Raw genomic sequence first — 19708 nt, forward strand, 5'->3', positions numbered from 1 at the left:
AACAGCACAGCAAAAAGCCCGGTCGATTGGCCGGGCTTTTTGTTTGTGCACGCAGATCAGTCTTCAGACCCGCCGGCAGGCGCCTCTTCCGAATCTGGCCGCAACGAACGCAGAAAATCGGCAGCCGTCTCGGCCTCACGCGTACGCTTGAACGGCGGCAGGCTCTGCCAGATCTGGCGACCGTAGTTTTTCTCAACCAGCCGCGGGTCGCAGATCATCAGCACACCGCGATCGGTCTCCGAGCGAATCAACCGCCCTGCGCCCTGCTTGAGCGTGATGACTGCATGCGGCAATTGGTGTACGGCAAACGGGCTCAGCCCCTTCTTTTCAAGCGCCTCCATGCGGGCGCTCAGCACCGGATCATCGGGCGGGGCAAACGGCAATTTGTCGATCACGACCAGCGAGAGCGCCTCGCCGCGTACATCCACGCCCTCCCAGAAGCTCTGGCTACCGATCAGCACGGCGTTGCCCAGCGCCCGGAAGCGGTCCAGCAATTCCGTACGGCTGGCCTGGCCCTGCACGAGCAGCGGGAAATCCCAACCGCGTTGGGCGAATTCATCCGACAATCGCTCGGCGGCGCGATTCACCGCGCGCAGCGTTGTGCAAAGCAGGAACGTCTTGCCGCCCGCCGCTTCAATCAGCGGCAAGGTGGCGTCGAGCACCGCATCGGTAAAGCGCGGATCGCTCGGCTGCGGCAGATCGCGCGGCACATACAGCAAGCCTTGCGAGGCGTAGTCGAACGGGCTGTCGAGCGTCATGGAGCGATCACGGTCCAGGCCCAATTGCGCAGCGTAGTGCGTGAAGTTGCCGCGCACCGACAGCGTCGCGGACGTGAAGACCCACGCGCGCGGCTGGCCGGCACGCTGGCGCGAAAAGATCGGCGCGATCGACAACGGCGTCAGGTGCAACTGCACGGAATTGGCGAATACCTCGACCCACCGCACACGCTCGTCAACGGGGGCCGCACTCTCGCTGTCCGCGCCTGCGTCATCCCCTTCCTTCTTTGGCGCCTTGGGCGGTTTGGGATCGGCCCACGCTTCAAGCTTCTCGCACAGCGCCACCGCACGGCGATGGCATTGCTCGATGGTCTCGGCGCGTTCAGCCTGGGCTTCCAGCGCGCCGGTAAAGTCGGAGAGCGCCTGCTCCAGCTTGGGCAGCACTTCGTAGAACGGCTTGGCGAGCGCCGCATCGTTGTCGATCTGCTTGATCGACAGGCGGGAGCCGTCCTGGCGGAAAACCAGGCGCAGATCACGCGCGGCACGCTCCAGCGGCGCGGCAATCGCGACCCAGTCCACCGCATCCCGTGCGTGCGAAAGGCCTTCTGCCACGCTGTCGCGCGCGAGTTCGAGAATCTGGTTCGTCGAGATGGTCTCGCCAAAGAACAACGTGGCGGTTTCTGGCAGCTGGTGCGCTTCGTCAAAGATGATCGTGTTGGCGGCGGGCAGCAACTCCGCCATGCCGGTGTCCTTCAACATCACGTCCGCGAAGAACAGGTGATGGTTGACCACGACCACGTCGGCCTGCTGCGCCTCCTTGCGGGCGCGCATCACGAAGCAGTCTTTGTAGTACGCGCAGTCCGAACCGAGGCAGTTATCGCGCGTGGACGTCACCAAATTCCACACCGGCGCGTTCTCGGGGACGCTGGCAAGTTCCGCCTTGTCGCCCGTTTTCGTCGTCTTCAGGAACAGGTTGATCTGGCGCAGCCATGCGGCGTCTTGCCGCGAAGAGAGACGCCCGTTCTGCGACGTACGCTCGACGTGGTAATGACAGACGTAATTGGCGCGCCCCTTGAGCAGTGCCACCGACACCGGCGCATTCAGCGCCTTGCGCACCGTCGGGATGTCGCGCAGGAAAAGCTGATCCTGCAGGTTCTTCGTCCCGGTGGAGACGATGACCTTGCCGCCCCACAGCATCGCGGGAACAAGGTAGGCGTACGTTTTGCCCGTGCCGGTCCCGGCCTCGACGATGATCGAATCGGCGGCTTCGATGGCGTTGGCGACGGCCTGCGCCATGGTCAGCTGCGCACTGCGGGGCCGGTAACCATCGATACCTTTGGCCAGCGTGCCGTCGTCGGCGAATAGCGTCGCCAGCTCGGCATGATGGGCATCGGCAGGTACCGAAGCGGCGGGAGCCGAAGCGTCGCCGGCATCGGCGTCGGAGTCGGCCGACGGCTCGGCCAGCGGGGAAAGCGAAGTCAACGCGGAATCCGTGGGATCAAATGACGGAGGCCGCACGTGATTGCGGCCTCTCAGGATGAAAATCGAACCAACTTTAGGCAGGCGCTAGGCCGGCACGTCCGGCTCAAGCTGCAACTGTAGCAGGGTGATGGTGTCCTTGAGTTTCAGGCGACGTTTCTTGAGACGGCGCAGCTGCAACTCGTCGTGATCGGCTGTAGCCGCCAGCCGGTCGATCAGAAAATCGAGATCGCGGTGCTCGATCTGCAACTCAATGATGCGACGCGAGATCGTATTCAGATCGCTGTCCATCGCTTTCCTCCCGGAAACCCGGCCTTGGCTGAAGTTTAGAACCCCAGCGGACTGGTGTTGTTCTGGTTTTGCTCGTTGCGGCGCTTGGTTTGTTCGCGGCGCTCTTCCAGTTCTTTCTGGCGCTTCACGGCGTCTTGCTGCTTTTCCTGGAACTGCTTCGCGCTTTCGGCACGCTTGGCGGCGTTTGCAGCACCTTGCTCCTGCGCGGCCTTCAGCTTGGCGTCGTAATCCGCCTGCTTCTTGGCCGCAGCTTGCGCATTGGCGGCGCGCTGCGGCGCTTCGGCCTGGCGCTGCGCTTCATTCAGGCGCTGCTGCTCCTGCTTGTTGTCAAAATCGGAGCGATTTTTTTGCTCGGCGGCTTCGCGCTGCGGGCGTTCGGCGTTGTACTGCGCATCGCGGATGGCGCGCTCCTGGTCGCGGCGGGCAGCGCGGTCGGCACGCTCGGCTTCGTCCAGCGCAAGCTCGCGCTCTCGGATGGTGTGCAGTTCCGTGCGGCGCACATCCTTGGCCTTGTCGATGCAGCGCGTGACGAGGAATTTGTCGTAGCAAGCGCGTTCGGCCTCGGCGTACCGGTATTCGGCCCACGCTTTGGCGCTGTTGATGCGATCGTGCTCGGCGCCAAAGTCGGGCGATGTAGCGGGCACGGCGGCAGCCGGCGCAGCGGCTGGCTGGGACTGGCTCCATGCAGGCGTGGCAAGCAGCGCAACACTAAGCACGGACGCCGGCAGAACCAGCTGGGAGGCGCGGCGCGCAGCAGCGCGGCGACGGGCAGAAAACAGGGGCGTAGGCATAACGCGCATTTTATCACCGCGCCTGTGCGGCAAACGCCGCGCGGCCACGGATTTACGCTCAGGAACAGGGTTCGCGTTGTGGCAAAATGCGCGGCTTTCCATCGCACTCTCTGGAAGCAATGACTGATTCCGTGTTGCAGAAGATCGTCTCCCGCATCGCCACTGAACTGGCGGTCCGGCCGCAGCAGGTTGCCGCCGCCGTCCAACTGCTGGACGAAGGCGCCACCGTGCCGTTCATCGCGCGGTACCGCAAGGAAGTGACGGACAACCTGGACGACACGCAACTGCGCAACCTGGAAGAGCGCTTGCTGTACCTGCGCGAACTGGAAGATCGCCGCGCGGCCATCCTCGCCTCCATTCAAGAGCAAGGCAAGCTGACGGACGCCCTGCGCACCGCCATCGAGGCGGCCGAGACCAAGCAGGTGCTGGAAGACCTCTACCTGCCCTACAAGCCCAAGCGCCGCACGCGCGCCCAGATCGCCCGCGAATGCGGCCTGGAGCCGCTGGCCCAGGCGCTGCTGGCTGACCCAACGCTTGATCCGCAAACCGAAGCTGCCAAGTTCGTCAACGGCAGCCCGACCGCCGACGGCGGCGTACCGGACGTGAAGGCCGCGCTGGACGGCGCGCGCGACATCCTCTCCGAACAATTTGGCGAGACGGCCGAGCTGCTGGGCAAGGTGCGCGACCACCTGTGGAATCAAGGCCAGGTTTCGTCGACCGTGGTGGAAGGCAAGGAGACCGCCGAAGAAGAGAAATTCCGCGATTACTACGCGTACAGCGAGCCCATCCGCAACGTGCCGTCGCACCGCGCGCTGGCGCTGTTCCGCGGCCGCAACGCGGGCGTGCTGTTCGTCAAACTCGGTCTGGGCGAAGAACAGGACGCGCTGAACCCGCACCCGTGCGAAATCATGATCGCGCGCCATGTCGGCATCGAAAACAAGGGCCGCGCGGCTGACAAGTGGCTGTCGGACGTGTGCCGCTGGTGCTGGCGCGTGAAGGTGCAGCCGCATATCGAGACCGAGCTGCTCACGCAACTGCGCGAGTCGGCAGAAGCTGAGGCCATCAAGATCTTCGGCCGCAATCTGCACGACCTGCTGCTGGCCGCGCCGGCTGGCCCGAAGGCCGTGATGGGCATCGATCCGGGCATCCGCACGGGTTGCAAGGTGGCCGTGGTCGACCACACCGGCAAGCTGCTGGAAACGGCCACCATTTATCCGCACGAGCCGCGCCGGGATTGGAACGGCTCGCTGGCAACGCTCGCCCGGCTCGCGAAGCAGCACGGCGTGGCACTGGTTTCCATCGGCAACGGCACAGCCAGCCGCGAGACCGACAAGTTGGTGCAAGACCTGATGCGCAACGCGCCGGAGCTGAAGCTGACCAAGATCGTGGTGAGCGAGGCCGGCGCGTCGGTGTATTCGGCGTCAGAGCTGGCGGCCAAGGAATTCCCCGAGCTGGATGTGTCGCTGCGCGGCGCGGTGTCGATCGCGCGACGCCTGCAAGACCCGCTGGCCGAACTCGTGAAGATCGATCCGAAGTCGATCGGTGTCGGTCAGTATCAGCATGACGTGAACCAGCGGGAGCTGGCCCGCGCACTGGACGCCATCGTCGAGGATTGCGTCAACGCGGTCGGCGTGGATGTCAACACGGCCTCTGCCCCGCTGCTGGCGCGTGTGTCGGGGCTGAACTCGATCCTCGCCAAGAACATCGTCGAATACCGCGATGCGAACGGCGCGTTCCCCAACCGCGACGCGCTCAAGAAAGTGCCGCGCCTGGGCGACAAGACGTTCGAGCAGGCCGCCGGTTTCCTGCGCATCAATGACGGCGACAATCCGCTCGACCGCTCCTCCGTGCACCCGGAAGCGTATCCGGTCGTCAAGCGCATCCTGGACAGCATCAAGAAAGGCATCGGCGACGTGCTCGGCAACCGCGAGGCACTGCGCGGCCTGACCGCCCGTGACTTCACCGACGAGAAGTTCGGCCTGCCGACCGTGGTCGACATCCTGTCTGAATTGGAAAAGCCCGGCCGCGACCCGCGCCCCGAGTTCAAGACGGCGACGTTCCAGGACGGCGTGGAAGACATCAAGGACCTGCAGCCCGGCATGGTGCTCGAAGGTGTGGTGACGAACGTGGCGGCGTTTGGCGCCTTCATCGACATCGGCGTGCATCAGGATGGCCTGGTACACGTGTCGGCGCTGTCGACCAAGTTCGTGCGTGACCCGCACGAGGTGGTCAAGCCCGGCCAGATCGTCAAGGTCAAGGTGATGGAGGTGGACGTGAAGCGCAACCGCATCGGCCTGACGATGCGCCTGTCGGACGAGCCCGGTCAGGCGGCCCCGCGCACCGGCGGCGGCGACCGGCCGAGCAGCGGCGGCAGTCGCCACGGCGGCCAGCAACGCCGTGCACCGGAGCCGTCCGGCGCCATGGCAGAAGCCTTCGCCAAGCTCAAGCGCTAACGCGCATTCTGTTGAGTGGAACCCGCCCGGTTTTCGGACTCGGCGGGTTTTTTTATGGCCGCCTGCGGCCGTTACAAGTCCTTACGCGCATGGATCTTTCCTAACACTCAGGCGTCGTCGACCCGTCTTTTCGGCCCGTTAAGGAGACACAGGCGCACCGCCTGGGACCCACGAGGAGAAACGCCATGAAGACGAGCCACACCCTGATTGCCGCCCTGCTTGCTGTTGCCGGTACCGCCGCTTTCGCGCAGACCACGCCCGTCCAGCAAGTTCAGCAAGACAATCAGCAGATTCGCCAGGACAACCGTGACATCCGCCACGACAACCGCGATATCCGCCGTGATCGCGCGGACATCGGCGCCGACAAGGCGGCATTGAATGCCGACCGCGCCGCCCGCAACGCCGATCAACGCCGCGAAAACCGTGACCTGGCCAATGGCAACGTCGGGGGCGCTGAATACTGGAACAAGAAGCGCGCGGAAGAGCAGCATGAAGTCAACGCCGAGCGTCGCGACCTGCACCACGATCGCAAAGACCTGAGGCACGACGTGAAGGACCGCAACCACGACATCCACGCCCGCAACGCCGAAGTCCGCGAGCGCAATCACGCCGCTGCAAAGATGTAATTGCAGCGCCGCCCCAACAAACAAAACGGCCCGTGCGTCTCTCTCGCACGGGCCGTTTTGCTATGCAGCGGTAGGTTGATCAGATCTCGACCTTGGTACCGAGCTCCACCACGCGGTTGGCGGGGATGTGGAAAAAGTCCGACGGCTTGGCGCCGTTTTGATGCATCCACGCAAACAGGCGCTCGCGCCACATCGACATACCGGGCAACTTGGACGGCACCACCGACTCACGCGCGATGAAGAACGACGTATCCATCAATTCGCAGCGCGAGCCGATCTGCGGTTGACCGAGTTCGAGCACGCGGTAGACGTCCGGCGTTTCCTTGAAGCCGTATTCCGCCTTGACGATGTAGATGCCGCTGCCGAAATCCCGCACAGACACGCGATGCTTGTCGTCCACGTACGGAATATCGCGCGTGACGAAGCTGATGAAGATCACGCGCTCGTGCAGCACGCGGTTGTGCTTCAGGTTATGCAGCAGCGACACGGGCACGAATTCAGTGTTGCCGGTCAGGAAGACGGCCGTGCCTTCAACGCGATGCGGCGGATGCGCCAGCAGGCCAGCCAGGAACGGCTCCAGCGGAATGCCATCCTCCAGACTGCGCGCACGGACCAGCTTCTTGCCCTTGTACCAGGTCATCAGCAGGAAGAACACGGCGCCGCCCAGCGTCAACGGGAACCAACCGCCATCACGGATCTTCAACAGGTTCGCCGAGAAAAACGCCATGTCGACGACCAGGAAACAGAGGCTCACCAGCGTCACCAGCGCGGGGTGCCAGCGCCAGACCGAACGCATCACCACCGCGGCCAGCACCGTCGTGATGACCATCGTGGTCGTCACGGCAATACCGTAAGCAGCGGCCAGGTTGTCGGACTTCTTGAACGCCAGTACCACGCCCACCACCAGGATCAGCAGCATCCAGTTGACCATCGGCACGTAGATCTGGCCGATCTCGGCTTCCGACGTGTAGCGAATGCGCATGCGCGGCACAAAGCCAAGCTGGATCGCCTGGCTCGTCAGCGAGAACGCACCCGAAATCACGGCCTGCGAAGCAATGACGGTGGCTGCCGCGGCGAGCACCACCATTGGCAGTTGCAGCGCTTCCGGCACCGAACGGTAGAACGGGTTTTCGATGGTGCTCGGGTCGGTCAGCAGCATCGCGCCCTGGCCGAAGTAGTTGAGCAGCAGGCTCGGCGCCACGATAAAGAACCATGCCCAGCGGATCGGGCGCGCGCCAAAATGGCCCATGTCGGCGTACAGCGCTTCAGCACCGGTCAGCACCAGGAACACCGAACCGAGCACGATGAACGCCTGCAGCGCATGGTCGTGCAGGAACGAAATCGCGTACATCGGGTTGATGGCCACCAGCACCTGCGGCGCCTTCACCAGATTCATCATGCCCAGCGCGGCCAGGGCGGCAAACCACAGCAGCATCACCGGGCCGAACAGCTTGCCGACCACCGATGTGCCGCTGCGCTGAATCAGGAACAGCGCCGCCAGGATCACGATCGTGATCGGCAGCACAAACGGCGACAGCGCGGGCGCGGCGATCTCGAGGCCTTCCATCGCGGAGAGCACCGAGATGGCTGGGGTGATGACCGCGTCGCCGTAGAACATGCAGGCCCCGAAGACGCCCAGCATCATCAGCAGCGACATGCGCCTCGAATCGGTATTGGCCGTGCGCAGCGACAGCGCCATCAGCGCGAGAATGCCGCCCTCGCCGTTGTTGTCGGCGCGCATGACGAACAGCACATATTTGAGCGATACCACGATCACCATCGCCCAGAACAGCATGGAGATGATGCCGAGCACCGCGGCACTGGAGAACGGAATGCCGTGATCGGGGCTGAAGCATTCCTTGAGCGAATACAGCGGACTGGTGCCGATGTCTCCGAAAACCACACCGACAGCGCCGATCACCATGGCGCGCAGGTTCACGTTGGTCTGGGGCGACCCGGTTGCTGTTAGAGCTTGACTCATGAACTTGGAAATCGGCCGGACGGCTGGCCGTTCAAAAAATCGTGCATTGCACAATGAGGGCGGATTGTACTCCCCGGCTTCGTCGCGCCAACCCCTCAAACGGCCATTCGTTGCCGCAGTGCATCACGATGCACCGGCCTGTCGGCAAGGCGTTCCACGGGGCGGAAAGAAGATTGCCCTGGCATCGAAAACCCGCTGACACCACATTGTCGGGTACCGATCGCCTCAGTCGGCACCAGCACCACAGGCCGTGCATGCTGTGCTGCACATAGCCGAAAGTAGGACAGCGGCCGACAGAACTTTGTAGGAAAATGCCTGACAAACCTTGATTGCAAACTTTGTTGAGCGACTGGCAACCAGCCCGCCCGACGCTTCCGAAACGGGGACGGCTTTGCCCCACTCATCCATCCGCATCTTGGGTCGCTCCAAGCCTTCACTGACTGCACTGATCGTGTTGCTGGTCGTGGCCGCGCTATTGTTTGCGATCCCGCGCATGATCCTGCCGTGGGCGCAATCGGCCTTCCTGCAGAACCTCGACCCGGCGGTTTGGGCCGACTACGCCGGCCCGTACGATCTGGCAGCCGCAGTGGTGGCTGCCAGCGCGCTCATCATCTTCCTGCTCCGCCGCTAAACGCGGCCCGCTTGCCGTATTTGTTTTAGCGCGCCAACGCGCGGGCGCATTCGGCCACCAAGGCGGGGCCGCGATAGATCAATCCCGTATACAGCTGCACCAGTTGCGCGCCCGCGTCGATCTTCTCGCGCGCATGCTCGCCGGCCAGGATGCCGCCCACACCGATAATGGGTACCGCATCGCCCAGCAAACCATGCAGGGCCCGAATCACCCGCGTCGAGCCTTGGCGCACCGGCTGGCCCGACAAGCCGCCCGCCTCTTCCGCATGTGCCAGACCGGCCACGGCTTCGCGGCTGATCGTCGTGTTGGTCGCAATCACGCCGTCCATCTTGTGGCGCAGGAGCGCGTCGGCAACGTTGGCAATCTGATCGTCATCCAGGTCCGGCGCGATCTTCAGCGCCACCGGCACGTAGCGCTTGTGCTGGTCTGCCAGACGCTGCTGTGCGTCGCGCAGCGTACCCAGCAGGCTGTCCAGCTCGCTCGCGCCTTGCAGTTGGCGCAGGTTCTTCGTGTTCGGCGACGAAATGTTCACCGTGACGTAGCTTGCATGCGGATACACGCGTTCCAGGCAATGCAGGTAATCGTCGACGGCGCGTTCGATAGGCGTGTCGGCGTTCTTGCCGATGTTCAGGCCCAGCACGCCGCCGGCCTCGCGCCACTTCGATGCCTTCACGTTATTGATGAATGCATCGACACCGCCGTTGTTGAACCCCATGCGGTTGATGAGCGCATTGGCCGCCGGCAAGCGGAACATGCGCGGGCGCGGATTACCGGGCTGCGCGCGCGGCGTGACCGTCCCGACTTCAATGAAGCCGAAGCCAAGCGCGCCCAGCGCGTCGATATACGCGCCGTCCTTGTCCAGGCCGGCAGCCAGCCCCACTGGGTTGGGAAACTTCACGCCCATCACCGTACGCGGCTGCGCGGCGACACGGCCCCCGATACAGCCCGAAAGGCCCATCGCGTGTGCCCGCTTGAGCTGGTTCAGCGTGAAGTGATGCGCGTCTTCGGGGTCCATCGAAAACAGCAGCGGGCGGGCAAGCGGGTACAGGGCGTTGAGCACGGTCGGAATCAAGAGAAGAACGCGAAAGGCGGCATTGTAAACGGCCCGCACGCCGCAATGCATCGCGCGCGCCGCTTTCGAACGTAGCGGCGCACGATATGTCCAATGTGAATCTGCGCTTGGGTTCGCAAGCCCGCTAGATGGGCATCACGCACCATCAGCATGCATGCCATACGAGAAAAGTGTTGCATCGCCGCACAGGTCTCGCTATACTCTTTTATTCGACGGACGCGGGGTGGAGCAGTCTGGCAGCTCGTCGGGCTCATAACCCGAAGGTCGCAGGTTCAAATCCTGCCCCCGCAACCAGCCAGAAAGTCGAATGCGTTTCTACGGACGCGGGGTGGAGCAGTCTGGCAGCTCGTCGGGCTCATAACCCGAAGGTCGCAGGTTCAAATCCTGCCCCCGCAACCAGCTAAGTAGAACGGCTCGCTCCAAGACCTGAGCCGAACCATCAAGCCCGCACCCAGCGGGCTTTTTGCTTTTCCGGGCATTGTTTTGCAGGGTTCTACGCGGCGTTTCCCGTGCAACTCAGTCGATACGCGCGCCCCACCCCGTGCCGCACGGGACCGCATCGCCGCGGTGATACACTGAGACATTCCACCCGCGACGATTCCCCATGAAATTCTGTTCCAACTGCGGCCAGTCAGTCGTCTCGCGCATTCCCGCCGGTGACAACCGACTGCGCGACGTTTGCGACCATTGCAATACGATTCACTATGTGAATCCGCGCAACGTGGTTGGCACCGTGCCGGTTTGGAACGATCAGATCCTCCTGTGCAAGCGCGCGATCGAGCCGCGCTACGGCTTCTGGACCTTGCCCGCAGGCTTCATGGAAATCGGGGAGACAACCGCCGAGGCTGCCAACCGCGAAACCCAGGAAGAAGCCGGCGCCAACGTCGAAATCGGCGAGTTGTATTCGGTGCTCAACGTGCCGCACGTGCACCAGGTCCACCTGTTTTATCTGGCCAAGCTGAACGATCTGGATTTCGCGCCAGGCGAAGAAAGCCTGGAAGTCGCACTCTTCAACGAAGCCGATATCCCCTGGGATGATCTGGCCTTCCCGACTGTCATCCACACGCTGCGCTGTTTCTTTGCGGACCGCGCGGCCGGCAAGCTCGCCGACGGCAGCTTCCGCCTCCATACGCTCGACATCTACAAGCCGATGCGCACCGCCGCGATCGACACGCCGGCCACGACGCCTTAACACCCCACCAACGTTGTCCGCATCATGATCGCCTGGCTGGATCCGCACGATCCCTTCCCGCCGGTCGATCGCGCGCTCGGGCCAGACTCTGAAGCGCCCGGCCTGCTGGCGGCCAGCGCTGAACTATCGCCGCAACGGCTGTTGATTGCGTACCGGCAAGGCATTTTTCCGTGGTACGCCCAGGGCCAGCCGGTGCTGTGGTGGAGCACCGACCCACGCATGGTGCTTCGCCCCGAAGACTTTCGCGTGTCGACCACGTTTCGCAAGACGCTGCGCCGCGTGCTTGACGATCCGGCCTGGGAAATCCGCATCGACCACGGCTTCCGTGAAACGATGGTCGCCTGCGCCACCACGGCCCGCCCTGGGCAACACGGTACGTGGATCACCGAAGACGTCATTCAGGCCTATACCGCCCTGCACCGCCGCGGCTACGCGCACAGCGTCGAGACATGGCACGCCGGGCAGCGCGTGGGTGGCCTATACGGTGTGGCGCTGGGCCGCATGTTCTACGGTGAGTCGATGTTTGCCCATCGCACCGATGCGTCGAAAATCGCGCTCGCGGCGCTCTGCGCCTTCCTCGGCGGTCAGGGCGTCGCGATGATAGACTGCCAGCAGGAGACCGAGCATCTGGCGTCGCTGGGCGGTGCCCCGGTGCCGCGCGCGGCGTTTCTCGCACATGTGCGCGAAGCGGCCAACGCGCCGGCCATCGTGCCGTGGCACTTCGACAAATCGGTGCTCCGTCGGTGGACCGTGCGCAATGAGCAAGCTTAAGGAACTTCCCCTCTCGGCATTGCAGTTCTATGCAACCGCGCCGTACGCATGCAGCTATCTCGATGGCCGCTTGGCGCGTTCGCAGGTCGCCACGCCGGCACATCTCATCAACGCAGACGTCTATTCCAAGCTCGTGCGCGCCGGTTTTCGGCGCAGCGGCATCTTCACCTATCGCCCGCACTGCGACGATTGCCACGCATGCACGCCATGCCGTGTCGTCGTCGATCAATACGCACCGTCGCGGGCACAGCGCCGCGCCGCCGAGCGGCATCAAGCCCTTGAGGCCCTGGTTGCACCGCTCACCTATGTCGAAGAGCACTATCAGCTCTACCTGCTGTACCAGTCGGTCCGCCATGCGGGCGGCGGCATGGATCACGACAGCCGCGATCAATACGAACAGTTCCTGCTGCAGAGCCGCGTGAATTCGCGCTTGGTGGAGTTTCGCGAGCCGCCCGAATCGCCATCGGCGGGGAAGCTGCGCATGGTGAGCATGATCGATGTGCTGGAAGACGGGCTGTCCTCCGTCTACACGTTCTACGACCCGATCGAGCAGAGGGCGAGTTACGGAACGTACAACGTCCTGTGGCAGATCGCCCAGGCGCAGGCGCTGGACCTGCCCTACGTCTATCTCGGCTACTGGATCGAGCAGAGCCGCAAGATGGCCTACAAGGCCTTGTTCCAGCCGCTGGAACTGCTTGTCAATGGCGAGTGGCGGCGGTTTGAAGACGTGGCGCCACAAGCCGCGGAAGGATGATCAGCGCGACGTGCGCTCGACCCCGACATCGACCACGCCGTACGTGCTGATGTTGGAACTCTCGCGGTATTGATCGCGCGAAGTCGTGCAGCCTGCCAACGCGCCGGCTGCGCAAATCAAACCAGCCGTCCAGAGTGCGGCGCGCTTCCACCAAGTGGTTTTGTTCATGAGGTCGATTCCTTTCAGGGCGTGGTCGAAAGCCGCTCGGCGAGCGCCGTGTTGTTTGTGCGGACCATGCCCGGGATCAGGAACATGTCCACCAGCACCCACAGCCCGCCGATGACGGCCAGCACCCAGCCGGCGGTGTTACCCATGTCACGAAATGCCAGCCATGTACCGCCGATGTTGGCGATGGCCTGCGCGATACCGCTGCCCGGACGCTTCAGGTAGAAGCGGTGCGCCCCCAGGAAGCCCAGCAGAAACCACCACAGGTAAGCCACGCCCGAACTTTTCTTCTGGGCGTCGTACAGCATGATTTCACGGGCGGTCTGGTTCATGGCATTGGCTGACACGGGAATAAGCTCTCAGACACTAGCACGCATCCCGCGTTCCATGTCGACCAGCGATTACATGCTCGCCAGTTTGGCCTCGGCCTTATCCGTCCACAACCGCATTTCGGCCAGGAGCGATGACGGCGAGAACGAGCAACTCTCTTCGCCGAACGACACCGCCATATCGAGCCGCTGCAGCAAGGAGCGCCGCACCTGATCGTACGCCGGAGGCAAGATCGCCAACGGCGCGAGCACGGCATCGTCGCGCCACTGCTTGAGCAGGTGGGGCAAATCGGCCGACTTTGCGTGGCGATCGAGCGCGTCGCGCAACGTTTGGAGGGATTCAGCGGTGGTCATGCTCGGGCCTTCTTTTCACGGTACAGCTCACGGAATGTTTTGCCTGCGGGGGCCGGCATGTCCCGTGTATCCGTCCAACCTTTGCCGACGGGCAGCGAGTGGATCAACTTCTTGTCCCCGCCCATCCAGCGGAGCACACGCGCTGCCACCCAGGTACCGGCCGAATACAGCGCCGGTCGCCGTGCCATGAAGCCCCACAGGCGCAAGCCAAAGCGCTCCGCCTGCGGGCGAAGTTCGCGCTCCATCTGTTTTTCGCGCAGCGTACGCAGCAGATCCGACAACGGGATCGACGCAGGACACACGCGATTGCATTCACCGCACAGCGTCGCCGCTTGCGGCAGGTCTAGCGCGTTCGACAGCCCAACGTAGCTCGGTGTCAGCACGCTGCCCATCGGGCCCGGATACACCCAGCCGTACGCGTGGCCGCCGATCTTCTGATAGACCGGGCAATGGTTCATGCACGCGCCGCACCGGATGCAGCGCAGCATCTCCTGGAATTCGCCGCCGATCAGCCCGCTGCGACCGCCGTCGACGATGACGAAGTACATATGCTCGGGGCCGTCCTTCTCGCCGGGCGCGCGCGGGCCTGTCAGCAGCGAGAAATAATTCGAGATCGCCTGCCCCGTGGCCGAGCGCGGCAGCAGGCGCATGACGGTCGCCAGATCCTCCAGTGTCGGCAGCACTTTCTCGATACCCGTCACGGCAACGTGCACGCGCGGCATGATCGTGCACATGCCCTCGTTGCCCTCATTGGTGACGATCGCCACGGAGCCCGTCTCGGCAATGATGAAGTTACCGCCCGTGACCCCCATGTCGGCGGAAAGAAACTCCGGCCGCAGCACCTCGCGGGCCTCGCGCGTCATCTCGGGAATATCGGTCAGCCGCGGCTTGTTGTGCGTCCTGGCGAAGAGATCAGCGATCTCTTCCTTATCCTTGTGCACCACCGGCGCAATGATGTGCGACGGCGGCTCGCTGTCGTTGATCTGCAGGATGTACTCGCCCAGATCGGTCTCGATGCTCTGCACGCCCATCTCGCCGAGCACCTGATTCAGGCGCATTTCTTCGGTCACCATCGACTTGCTCTTGATGACCTTCTTGACGCCGTGCTTGCGGGCGATCTCGGCGACCAGCCGCGCGGCATCGGCCGTGGTTTCGGCAAACAGCACTTTGGCACCACGGCGCGTCGCCTCTGCCTCGAACGTGGCGAGCCACACGTCGAGATTTTCTAGCGCGCGGTTGCGGCGCTCCTTCAACGCTTCGCGCGTGGCCGGAAAATCGATGTCCTGGATGGCCGCCGCACGTGCGGTCACGAACTTGGTCGAGAGCTTGGTGAGGTTCTGCTGCAGGCGCTTGTCGGCGAGCTTTTGCCCGGCGCGCGCCTTGAATTCCATGCTGCGGACTTGCATGCGATTGCGTCTCCGTCGTGTTCTTGGCGTCGCGATTACGCGTCGCCGGCGAGGACTTGCGCGATGTGCAGCACGCGCGTGTGCGTGTCGCCCGTACGGCGCAGCCGGCCTTCGATATTGAGCATGCAGCCAACGTCGCCGAGCACCACCGCATCGGCGCCGCTGGCCTTGATGTTGGCGCATTTCTCATCCGCAATCGCGGTGGAGATATCGCCGTATTTGATTGAGAACGTGCCGCCGAAACCGCAGCACGCTTCGCAGGCGGGCATCTCGGTCAGCTGCACGCCCGGCAGTTTGCCGAGCAGCGCTCGCGGCTGCGCCTTCACGCCCAGCTCGCGCAGGCCGGAGCACGAATCGTGATACGTCACGTGACCGTGAAATTCGGAGTCGAGCGATTCGATGCGCGCCACGTTGACGAGAAAATCGGTCAGTTCGTACACCCGCGGTGCCAGGCGCTCGTATCGACCCGCCAGCTCCGGATCATCGCGAAAGAGATCGGCGTAGCCCTTGCGGATCATGCCGCCGCACGAACCGGACGGGATGACGACGTAGTCGAACTGCTCGAATTCCTTGAGCGTTTTCTCGGCCAGGTCGCGGGCCAGGGGGCGATCGCCGGAGTTGTAGGCAGGCTGACCGCAGCAGGTTTGCGCGGGCGGCACCACGACGTCGTAACCGGCCTTTTCCAGCAGCTTGAGCACCGAAAACCCGATCTCGGGCCGCATCAGATCAATCAGGCAAGTGACGAACAAACCTACGCGCATGGGAGTCTCGTGTGTTCTGCGGGAAGCCGCCATTATGCGCCTGCCGCCGCGCGTGGCGCGGGTCTACGGGCACAGAACTTCTTCATGCCGGTGGTGAGTGCGCTTCACGAGGTGGCGCCAAGCACAGTTGCTGGCCGACCGAGAAAGCCCTCGAAAATACCCGGAATCATGCGTCGGGAGGGTGCGCATTTTCACATCGTGGGATAGAATTTTGCATCGCATCCGCAACCCACTGCACCCATGGCAGAAGCAGACAAGGACCCCGGCAAGACGTCCATCCAGGTCATCGAACGCATGATGATGCTGCTCGACGCCCTTGCCGATCACGCTGATCCGGTCAGCCTGAAGGCGCTGTCCGCCAGCACCGGGCTGCACCCGTCCACCGCGCACCGCATCCTGAACGACATGGTGGCCTGCCGCTTCGTCGATCGCTCCGACCCGGGCAGCTACCGTCTCGGCATGCGCTTGCTGGAACTCGGCAACCTCGTCAAGGCACGGCTCTCGGTGCGTGAAGCAGCGCTCGCGCCGATGCGTGCCCTGCACCGCCTGACCGGCCAGACCGTCAACCTCTCGGTACGCCAGGGCGACGAGATCGTCTACATCGAGCGCGCCTATTCCGAGCGCTCCGGCATGCAAGTGGTGCGCGCTATTGGTGGCCGCGCGCCGTTGCACCTGACTTCGGTCGGCAAGTTGTTCCTGGCCGCCGACGAACTCGGCCGTGTGCGGGCCTATGCCACACGCACCGGCTTGTCAGGCCACACCCGCACGTCGATCACGGACTTGCCCAAGCTCGAACGTGAACTCAACTGGGTGCGCACCAACGGCTACGCGCGTGACAACGAAGAGCTGGAACTCGGTGTGCGTTGCATCGCCGCCGGCATCTATGATGATTCGCGCCGACTGGTGGCAGGCTTGTCACTGTCCGCACCGGCTGACCGATTGCAGGAGAGCTGGCTCGACAATCTCAAAGACACCGCGCTGCAAATCTCCAAGGGGATGGGCTACACGCACGAGGAAGAGTCGGTGCGCGCAGAGTAAGCCGCCGACGTTGACCAACAAAAAAGCGCGTCATCGAACGCGCTTTTTTGTTGGGCGATGCCGCGGCTCAAGCGCCGTGCTGATCCGATGCCAGCACGCTTGCCGGCTGCGTCGACACCGGCACATTCCGCAGCGGGGCAGCAGCCTGGGTGGCCGGCTCGATGTGCGGATTGCGCTCCAGCCAATTGCGCACGCGCGTGGCGTCTGCAAAACGCGTGAGGTTGCCGGCCGAATCCAGGAACACCATCACGACATTGCGGCCATGCACATTGGCCTGCATCACGAGGCAGCGGCCTGCTTCGTTGATGAAGCCGGTCTTCTGCAGACCGATATCCCATTCGCCGCCGCGCACCAGACGGTTGGTGTTGACGTAGTGCAGCGTGCGGCCGTTGGCGCTAACCGTATGTTCAGGGGTGGTCGTGAATTGACGAATGAGCGGCACTTTGTAGGCGGCCATCACGATCTTGGCAAGATCCTGCGCGCTCGATACGTTGCTGCTCGACAGGCCGTTCGAATCGACATAGTGCGTGTCGTTCATGCCAAGCTCGCGCGCCTTGCGATTCATGGCGGCAACGAATGCCGGACGACCGCCCGGATAGTTGCGACCGAGCGCCGACGCTGCACGGTTTTCCGACGACATCAGCGCCAGCAGCAGCAGGTCTTCGCGCGTGAGCATCGTGCCGAAACGCAGACGCGAGCCCGTATTGCGCTCGTAGTCACGGTCGTCATCGGTAATCTCGAGCAGCTCGTCCATCGGCTGATGTGCATCGGTCACGACCAGTGCAGTCATCAGCTTGGTGATGGAGGCGATCGGCAGCACGGCCGACGAATTCTTCTGGAACAGCACTTCGCCGTTGTTCTGGTCCATCACCAGCGCGACGGAGGAACGCAGCGCCAACGCATCGGGCGTCGAACGCAGGCCCATCGCTTCACCAAGCGTCGGCGATGCGGGCACAAACGCGGCGCGCACGGGGCGTGCACCACGCTCGACCATGATCACGCGGCGTTTGCCTTTGACGGTGACGACCTTGCGGACTTTGCTGGAGGCGACTTCATCGCCGCTCGCAGCCGCGACTTTGGCGCTGGCCTTGCGATTGGCGACGGTCTTGCCTTTGGATTTGGCTTTCTTGCTGGCGGCGGGTTTTTTGTCGGTCGTGGCAGCGTTGGCCACGGTAGCGACAGAGACGGCAGCGAGCGCGACGGTCATCAGCGAAACAAAGCCGAGACGTCGAAAAAATGAGGAAACAGACCGTGACATGATTCGATCACCCGCGCGTGAGATGGCGCAAGTGTAGGCAAAAACAAAATTCTTAGCAAGATGAAGGACTTAGCTCACGGCCTTAAAGTTTGACCTCTGGAGCCTTATCATTCGGTCATCATTTCGACGCAATTGTCTGCTGGAGCAGGAACCAATCGCGAAGAAAGTTGCGCATGCAGCACATGAAGCTGGACGCGAAGTCAACAACGGATTCTTGGAATGTGCCGTGAGTTTCGTCGTACCTGCCGACAATCACGGTTTACAACATTCTCAACACTTCCTGACAACACGCTCGCCGTGTACCTCGAGTCGCAGATTGAAGTCTAACGACGGATCGGCCGTATCTGTTGACATAATTCGATGACTTTTCACCGCCAATTCTCGCTTTGCACGAAGATGTGCGCTGTAGCGTGCAAGCGGAGCCGTGATAACGGCGTCAGCCCAGGAACCGAGTAAAGTCGGAGACAGGCGCCCGCTCGGTGACCAGCGTATTTTCGATGGCAGCCGGATTGGCGTAACCCATCGACATGCCGCAGACGACCATCTCGTCATCGGTCAGTCCAAGATGCTCGGCGATGACCCGATGGAACTGCGTAAAAGCGGCCTGCGGACAGGTATCGATGCCGCGGGCACGCGCAGCCACCATCACGGCCTCGAGGAACATGCCGTAATCGAGCCAGCTGCCCTGCTCCATCACGCGGTCGATTGTGAAGATGATGCCGACCGGCGCATCGAAGAATCGGAAGTTGCGCGCATGCTGTGCGTGCATGCGTTCCTTGTCGGCACGACCGATGCCGAGCAGGCCATAAAGATCCCAACCGACCTTGCGGCGCCGACTCTGGTACGGATCGATCCACGTGCGCGGGTAATACGGATACTCCTCGCGATGCAGCGAGTCCGCCTCAGGGTGGTCGTACGCCGCCAACACCGATTCGGACAAGCGCGCCTTCGATTCGCCCGTCAGCACATAGACCTTCCACGGCTGCGTATTGCTGCCTGATGGCGCACGGCGCGCGACATCCAGAATCGCTTCGATGTCTTCGCGTGCGACGGGCGTCGGCAGGAACGCGCGCACGGAGCGGCGCGAAGTGATTGCCTGATCGACGAGTTCGACTTCTGCGGAGGTGGGGCGTCGGTCGGTCATGGCGATGCGCAGAATTCAGGCAGGAATATTGGACGCAAGCGGCTCAAGCACGGCACGCAGCGCATCGGGCAGCGGCACCGGCCGGCGCGTTTCACGGTCGACGTAGACGTGCACGAAATGGCCCTGCGCGGCCGCCTCTTGCGCGTCGCCGCGGAACAGCCCCACCTCATAGCGCACGCTCGTGTTGCCGAGGCGCGCAACACGCAGCCCCGCTACCACCGGATCCGGAAACGACAGCGGCGCGAAGTAGTTGCATTGCGTCTCGATGACGAGGCCGATGGTGTCGCTGTGCTCGGGGTCCAGCACGCCCTGCTCGATCAGGTAGGCGTTCACCACGGTGTCGAAGTAGCTGTAATAGACGACGTTGTTGACGTGGCCGTAGACGTCGTTGTCCATCCAGCGCGTGGTGATGGTGTGGAAGTGGCGGTAGTCGTCGCGCGTCTGACGGGGCGTGCTCATGGGCGGCAGGCAGGTGGCAGTGGAAAGTGATCAGGAT

The 19708-nt window shown here is 63.2% G+C and carries 20 protein-coding genes and 2 tRNA genes; 9 read left to right on the top strand and 13 right to left on the bottom strand.

All coding sequences use genetic code 11. From position 1 onward, the window contains the following. Window positions 1-56: 56 nt before the first annotated feature. From yoaA to ABIC76_RS21790, 3 genes are all read right to left on the bottom strand, one after another. Entirely contained in the window at window positions 57-2198 is a 2142-nt protein-coding gene (gene yoaA / locus ABIC76_RS21780) for a DNA repair helicase YoaA (protein ID WP_354535211.1), read from the bottom strand. An 84-nt stretch (window positions 2199-2282) separates the two neighbouring features. Beyond that, window positions 2283-2486: a DUF465 domain-containing protein gene (locus tag ABIC76_RS21785; RefSeq protein ID WP_027681294.1), complete on the bottom strand. Its 204-nt coding sequence runs from the start codon at window positions 2484-2486 to the stop codon at window positions 2283-2285. A 35-nt stretch (window positions 2487-2521) separates the two neighbouring features. After that, window positions 2522-3286: a hypothetical protein gene (locus ABIC76_RS21790; RefSeq protein ID WP_354535212.1), complete on the bottom strand. Its 765-nt coding sequence runs from the start codon at window positions 3284-3286 to the stop codon at window positions 2522-2524. Between the two features lie 110 nt (window positions 3287-3396). Between ABIC76_RS21790 and ABIC76_RS21795 the strand changes: the two genes are divergently transcribed. After that, window positions 3397-5730 carry a Tex family protein gene (locus tag ABIC76_RS21795; RefSeq protein WP_354535213.1) on the top strand — a complete coding sequence of 778 codons (2334 nt, stop codon included), beginning with the start codon at window positions 3397-3399 and terminating at the stop codon, window positions 5728-5730. A gap of 185 nt (window positions 5731-5915) precedes the next feature. Then, window positions 5916-6356, top strand: a complete 441-nt coding sequence (locus tag ABIC76_RS21800; protein WP_354535214.1) for a hypothetical protein — start codon at window positions 5916-5918, stop codon at window positions 6354-6356. 79 nt (window positions 6357-6435) lie between these two features. On the opposite strand, the gene ABIC76_RS21805 is transcribed toward ABIC76_RS21800, so the two are convergent. Further along, window positions 6436-8337 (bottom strand): potassium transporter Kup, encoded by a 1902-nt coding sequence (locus tag ABIC76_RS21805; protein WP_027681290.1) that lies wholly within the window; start codon window positions 8335-8337, stop codon window positions 6436-6438. Between the two features lie 391 nt (window positions 8338-8728). On the opposite strand from ABIC76_RS21805, the gene ABIC76_RS21810 reads away from it, so the two are divergent. Then, window positions 8729-8968, top strand: coding sequence for a hypothetical protein (locus ABIC76_RS21810; RefSeq protein ID WP_027681289.1), 240 nt, complete (start codon window positions 8729-8731; stop codon window positions 8966-8968). 25 nt (window positions 8969-8993) lie between these two features. Here ABIC76_RS21810 and ABIC76_RS21815 read toward each other — a convergent pair whose 3' ends face one another. Beyond that, window positions 8994-10028, bottom strand: a complete 1035-nt coding sequence (locus tag ABIC76_RS21815) for a quinone-dependent dihydroorotate dehydrogenase (RefSeq protein ID WP_027681288.1) — start codon at window positions 10026-10028, stop codon at window positions 8994-8996. A 229-nt stretch (window positions 10029-10257) separates the two neighbouring features. Here ABIC76_RS21815 and ABIC76_RS21820 point away from each other — a divergent pair. The 5 genes from ABIC76_RS21820 (at window position 10258) to ABIC76_RS21840 (ending at window position 12757) form a co-directional block, all read left to right on the top strand. Further along, window positions 10258-10334, top strand: a tRNA-Met gene (locus ABIC76_RS21820). 28 nt (window positions 10335-10362) lie between these two features. Next, window positions 10363-10439, top strand: a tRNA-Met gene (locus ABIC76_RS21825). A 205-nt stretch (window positions 10440-10644) separates the two neighbouring features. Beyond that, on the top strand, window positions 10645-11232 hold the full coding sequence (locus ABIC76_RS21830) for an NUDIX hydrolase (RefSeq protein WP_102067332.1): 588 nt from the start codon (window positions 10645-10647) through the stop codon (window positions 11230-11232). 24 nt (window positions 11233-11256) lie between these two features. Then, complete coding sequence (aat, locus tag ABIC76_RS21835; RefSeq protein ID WP_102067333.1) at window positions 11257-12003, top strand: leucyl/phenylalanyl-tRNA--protein transferase; 747 nt, start codon at window positions 11257-11259, stop codon at window positions 12001-12003. Next, the gene (locus tag ABIC76_RS21840; protein WP_027681285.1) at window positions 11990-12757 is read left to right on the top strand and encodes an arginyltransferase; all 768 of its coding nucleotides are present in this window, start codon (window positions 11990-11992) and stop codon (window positions 12755-12757) included. The genes aat and ABIC76_RS21840 overlap by 14 nt, the downstream gene beginning before the upstream one ends. Here the strand turns inward: ABIC76_RS21840 and ABIC76_RS21845 are convergent, their stop codons facing one another. The 5 genes from ABIC76_RS21845 to ABIC76_RS21865 all read right to left on the bottom strand — a co-directional run bounded on the left by ABIC76_RS21845 (window position 12758) and on the right by ABIC76_RS21865 (window position 15772). Further along, on the bottom strand, window positions 12758-12925 hold the full coding sequence (locus tag ABIC76_RS21845; RefSeq protein WP_343547557.1) for a hypothetical protein: 168 nt from the start codon (window positions 12923-12925) through the stop codon (window positions 12758-12760). It lies immediately after the preceding gene. A 14-nt stretch (window positions 12926-12939) separates the two neighbouring features. Continuing rightward, complete coding sequence (locus ABIC76_RS21850; RefSeq protein WP_027681284.1) at window positions 12940-13254, bottom strand: TM2 domain-containing protein; 315 nt, start codon at window positions 13252-13254, stop codon at window positions 12940-12942. A 69-nt stretch (window positions 13255-13323) separates the two neighbouring features. After that, entirely contained in the window at window positions 13324-13605 is a 282-nt protein-coding gene (locus ABIC76_RS21855) for a hypothetical protein (RefSeq protein WP_102067335.1), read from the bottom strand. Further along, the gene (locus tag ABIC76_RS21860; protein WP_354535215.1) at window positions 13602-15011 is read right to left on the bottom strand and encodes a LutB/LldF family L-lactate oxidation iron-sulfur protein; all 1410 of its coding nucleotides are present in this window, start codon (window positions 15009-15011) and stop codon (window positions 13602-13604) included. Before ABIC76_RS21860 ends, ABIC76_RS21855 begins: the two co-directional genes overlap by 4 nt. Window positions 15012-15046: 35 nt before the next feature. Next, window positions 15047-15772, bottom strand: a complete 726-nt coding sequence (locus ABIC76_RS21865; RefSeq protein WP_027681281.1) for a (Fe-S)-binding protein — start codon at window positions 15770-15772, stop codon at window positions 15047-15049. 240 nt (window positions 15773-16012) lie between these two features. Here ABIC76_RS21865 and ABIC76_RS21870 point away from each other — a divergent pair, with 240 nt between their 5' ends. Next, window positions 16013-16810: an IclR family transcriptional regulator gene (locus ABIC76_RS21870; protein WP_354535216.1), complete on the top strand. Its 798-nt coding sequence runs from the start codon at window positions 16013-16015 to the stop codon at window positions 16808-16810. A gap of 67 nt (window positions 16811-16877) precedes the next feature. Here ABIC76_RS21870 and pbpG read toward each other — a convergent pair whose 3' ends face one another. From pbpG to ABIC76_RS21885, 3 genes are all read right to left on the bottom strand, one after another. Next, window positions 16878-18068 carry a D-alanyl-D-alanine endopeptidase gene (gene pbpG, locus ABIC76_RS21875; RefSeq protein ID WP_354535217.1) on the bottom strand — a complete coding sequence of 397 codons (1191 nt, stop codon included), beginning with the start codon at window positions 18066-18068 and terminating at the stop codon, window positions 16878-16880. A gap of 436 nt (window positions 18069-18504) precedes the next feature. Then, entirely contained in the window at window positions 18505-19212 is a 708-nt protein-coding gene (locus ABIC76_RS21880; protein WP_354535218.1) for a nitroreductase, read from the bottom strand. 15 nt (window positions 19213-19227) lie between these two features. Continuing rightward, window positions 19228-19671 carry an acyl-CoA thioesterase gene (locus ABIC76_RS21885; protein WP_027681277.1) on the bottom strand — a complete coding sequence of 148 codons (444 nt, stop codon included), beginning with the start codon at window positions 19669-19671 and terminating at the stop codon, window positions 19228-19230. Between the last annotated feature and the right edge of the window lie 37 nt (window positions 19672-19708).

Origin of the sequence: Ralstonia sp. 1138 (assembly GCF_040544795.1) — a bacterium.
GTDB lineage: Bacteria > Pseudomonadota > Gammaproteobacteria > Burkholderiales > Burkholderiaceae > Ralstonia > Ralstonia flatus.

Bases quoted from the DNA above. Each gene is read 5' to 3' on its own strand.
- ABIC76_RS21785 (WP_027681294.1), bottom strand. From the start codon at position 2,486: ATGGACAGCGATCTGAATACGATCTCGCGTCGCATCATTGAGTTGCAG.
- ABIC76_RS21790 (WP_354535212.1), bottom strand. From the start codon at position 3,286: ATGCGCGTTATGCCTACGCCCCTGTTTTCTGCCCGTCGCCGCGCTGCT.
- ABIC76_RS21795 (WP_354535213.1), top strand. From the start codon at position 3,397: ATGACTGATTCCGTGTTGCAGAAGATCGTCTCCCGCATCGCCACTGAA.
- ABIC76_RS21800 (WP_354535214.1), top strand. From the start codon at position 5,916: ATGAAGACGAGCCACACCCTGATTGCCGCCCTGCTTGCTGTTGCCGGT.
- ABIC76_RS21805 (WP_027681290.1), bottom strand. From the start codon at position 8,337: ATGAGTCAAGCTCTAACAGCAACCGGGTCGCCCCAGACCAACGTGAAC.
- ABIC76_RS21830 (WP_102067332.1), top strand. From the start codon at position 10,645: ATGAAATTCTGTTCCAACTGCGGCCAGTCAGTCGTCTCGCGCATTCCC.
- aat (WP_102067333.1), top strand. From the start codon at position 11,257: ATGATCGCCTGGCTGGATCCGCACGATCCCTTCCCGCCGGTCGATCGC.
- ABIC76_RS21840 (WP_027681285.1), top strand. From the start codon at position 11,990: ATGAGCAAGCTTAAGGAACTTCCCCTCTCGGCATTGCAGTTCTATGCA.
- ABIC76_RS21845 (WP_343547557.1), bottom strand. From the start codon at position 12,925: ATGAACAAAACCACTTGGTGGAAGCGCGCCGCACTCTGGACGGCTGGT.
- ABIC76_RS21850 (WP_027681284.1), bottom strand. From the start codon at position 13,254: ATGAACCAGACCGCCCGTGAAATCATGCTGTACGACGCCCAGAAGAAA.
- ABIC76_RS21855 (WP_102067335.1), bottom strand. From the start codon at position 13,605: ATGACCACCGCTGAATCCCTCCAAACGTTGCGCGACGCGCTCGATCGC.
- ABIC76_RS21860 (WP_354535215.1), bottom strand. From the start codon at position 15,011: ATGCAAGTCCGCAGCATGGAATTCAAGGCGCGCGCCGGGCAAAAGCTC.
- ABIC76_RS21865 (WP_027681281.1), bottom strand. From the start codon at position 15,772: ATGCGCGTAGGTTTGTTCGTCACTTGCCTGATTGATCTGATGCGGCCC.
- ABIC76_RS21870 (WP_354535216.1), top strand. From the start codon at position 16,013: ATGGCAGAAGCAGACAAGGACCCCGGCAAGACGTCCATCCAGGTCATC.
- pbpG (WP_354535217.1), bottom strand. From the start codon at position 18,068: ATGTCACGGTCTGTTTCCTCATTTTTTCGACGTCTCGGCTTTGTTTCG.
- ABIC76_RS21880 (WP_354535218.1), bottom strand. From the start codon at position 19,212: ATGACCGACCGACGCCCCACCTCCGCAGAAGTCGAACTCGTCGATCAG.
- ABIC76_RS21885 (WP_027681277.1), bottom strand. From the start codon at position 19,671: ATGAGCACGCCCCGTCAGACGCGCGACGACTACCGCCACTTCCACACC.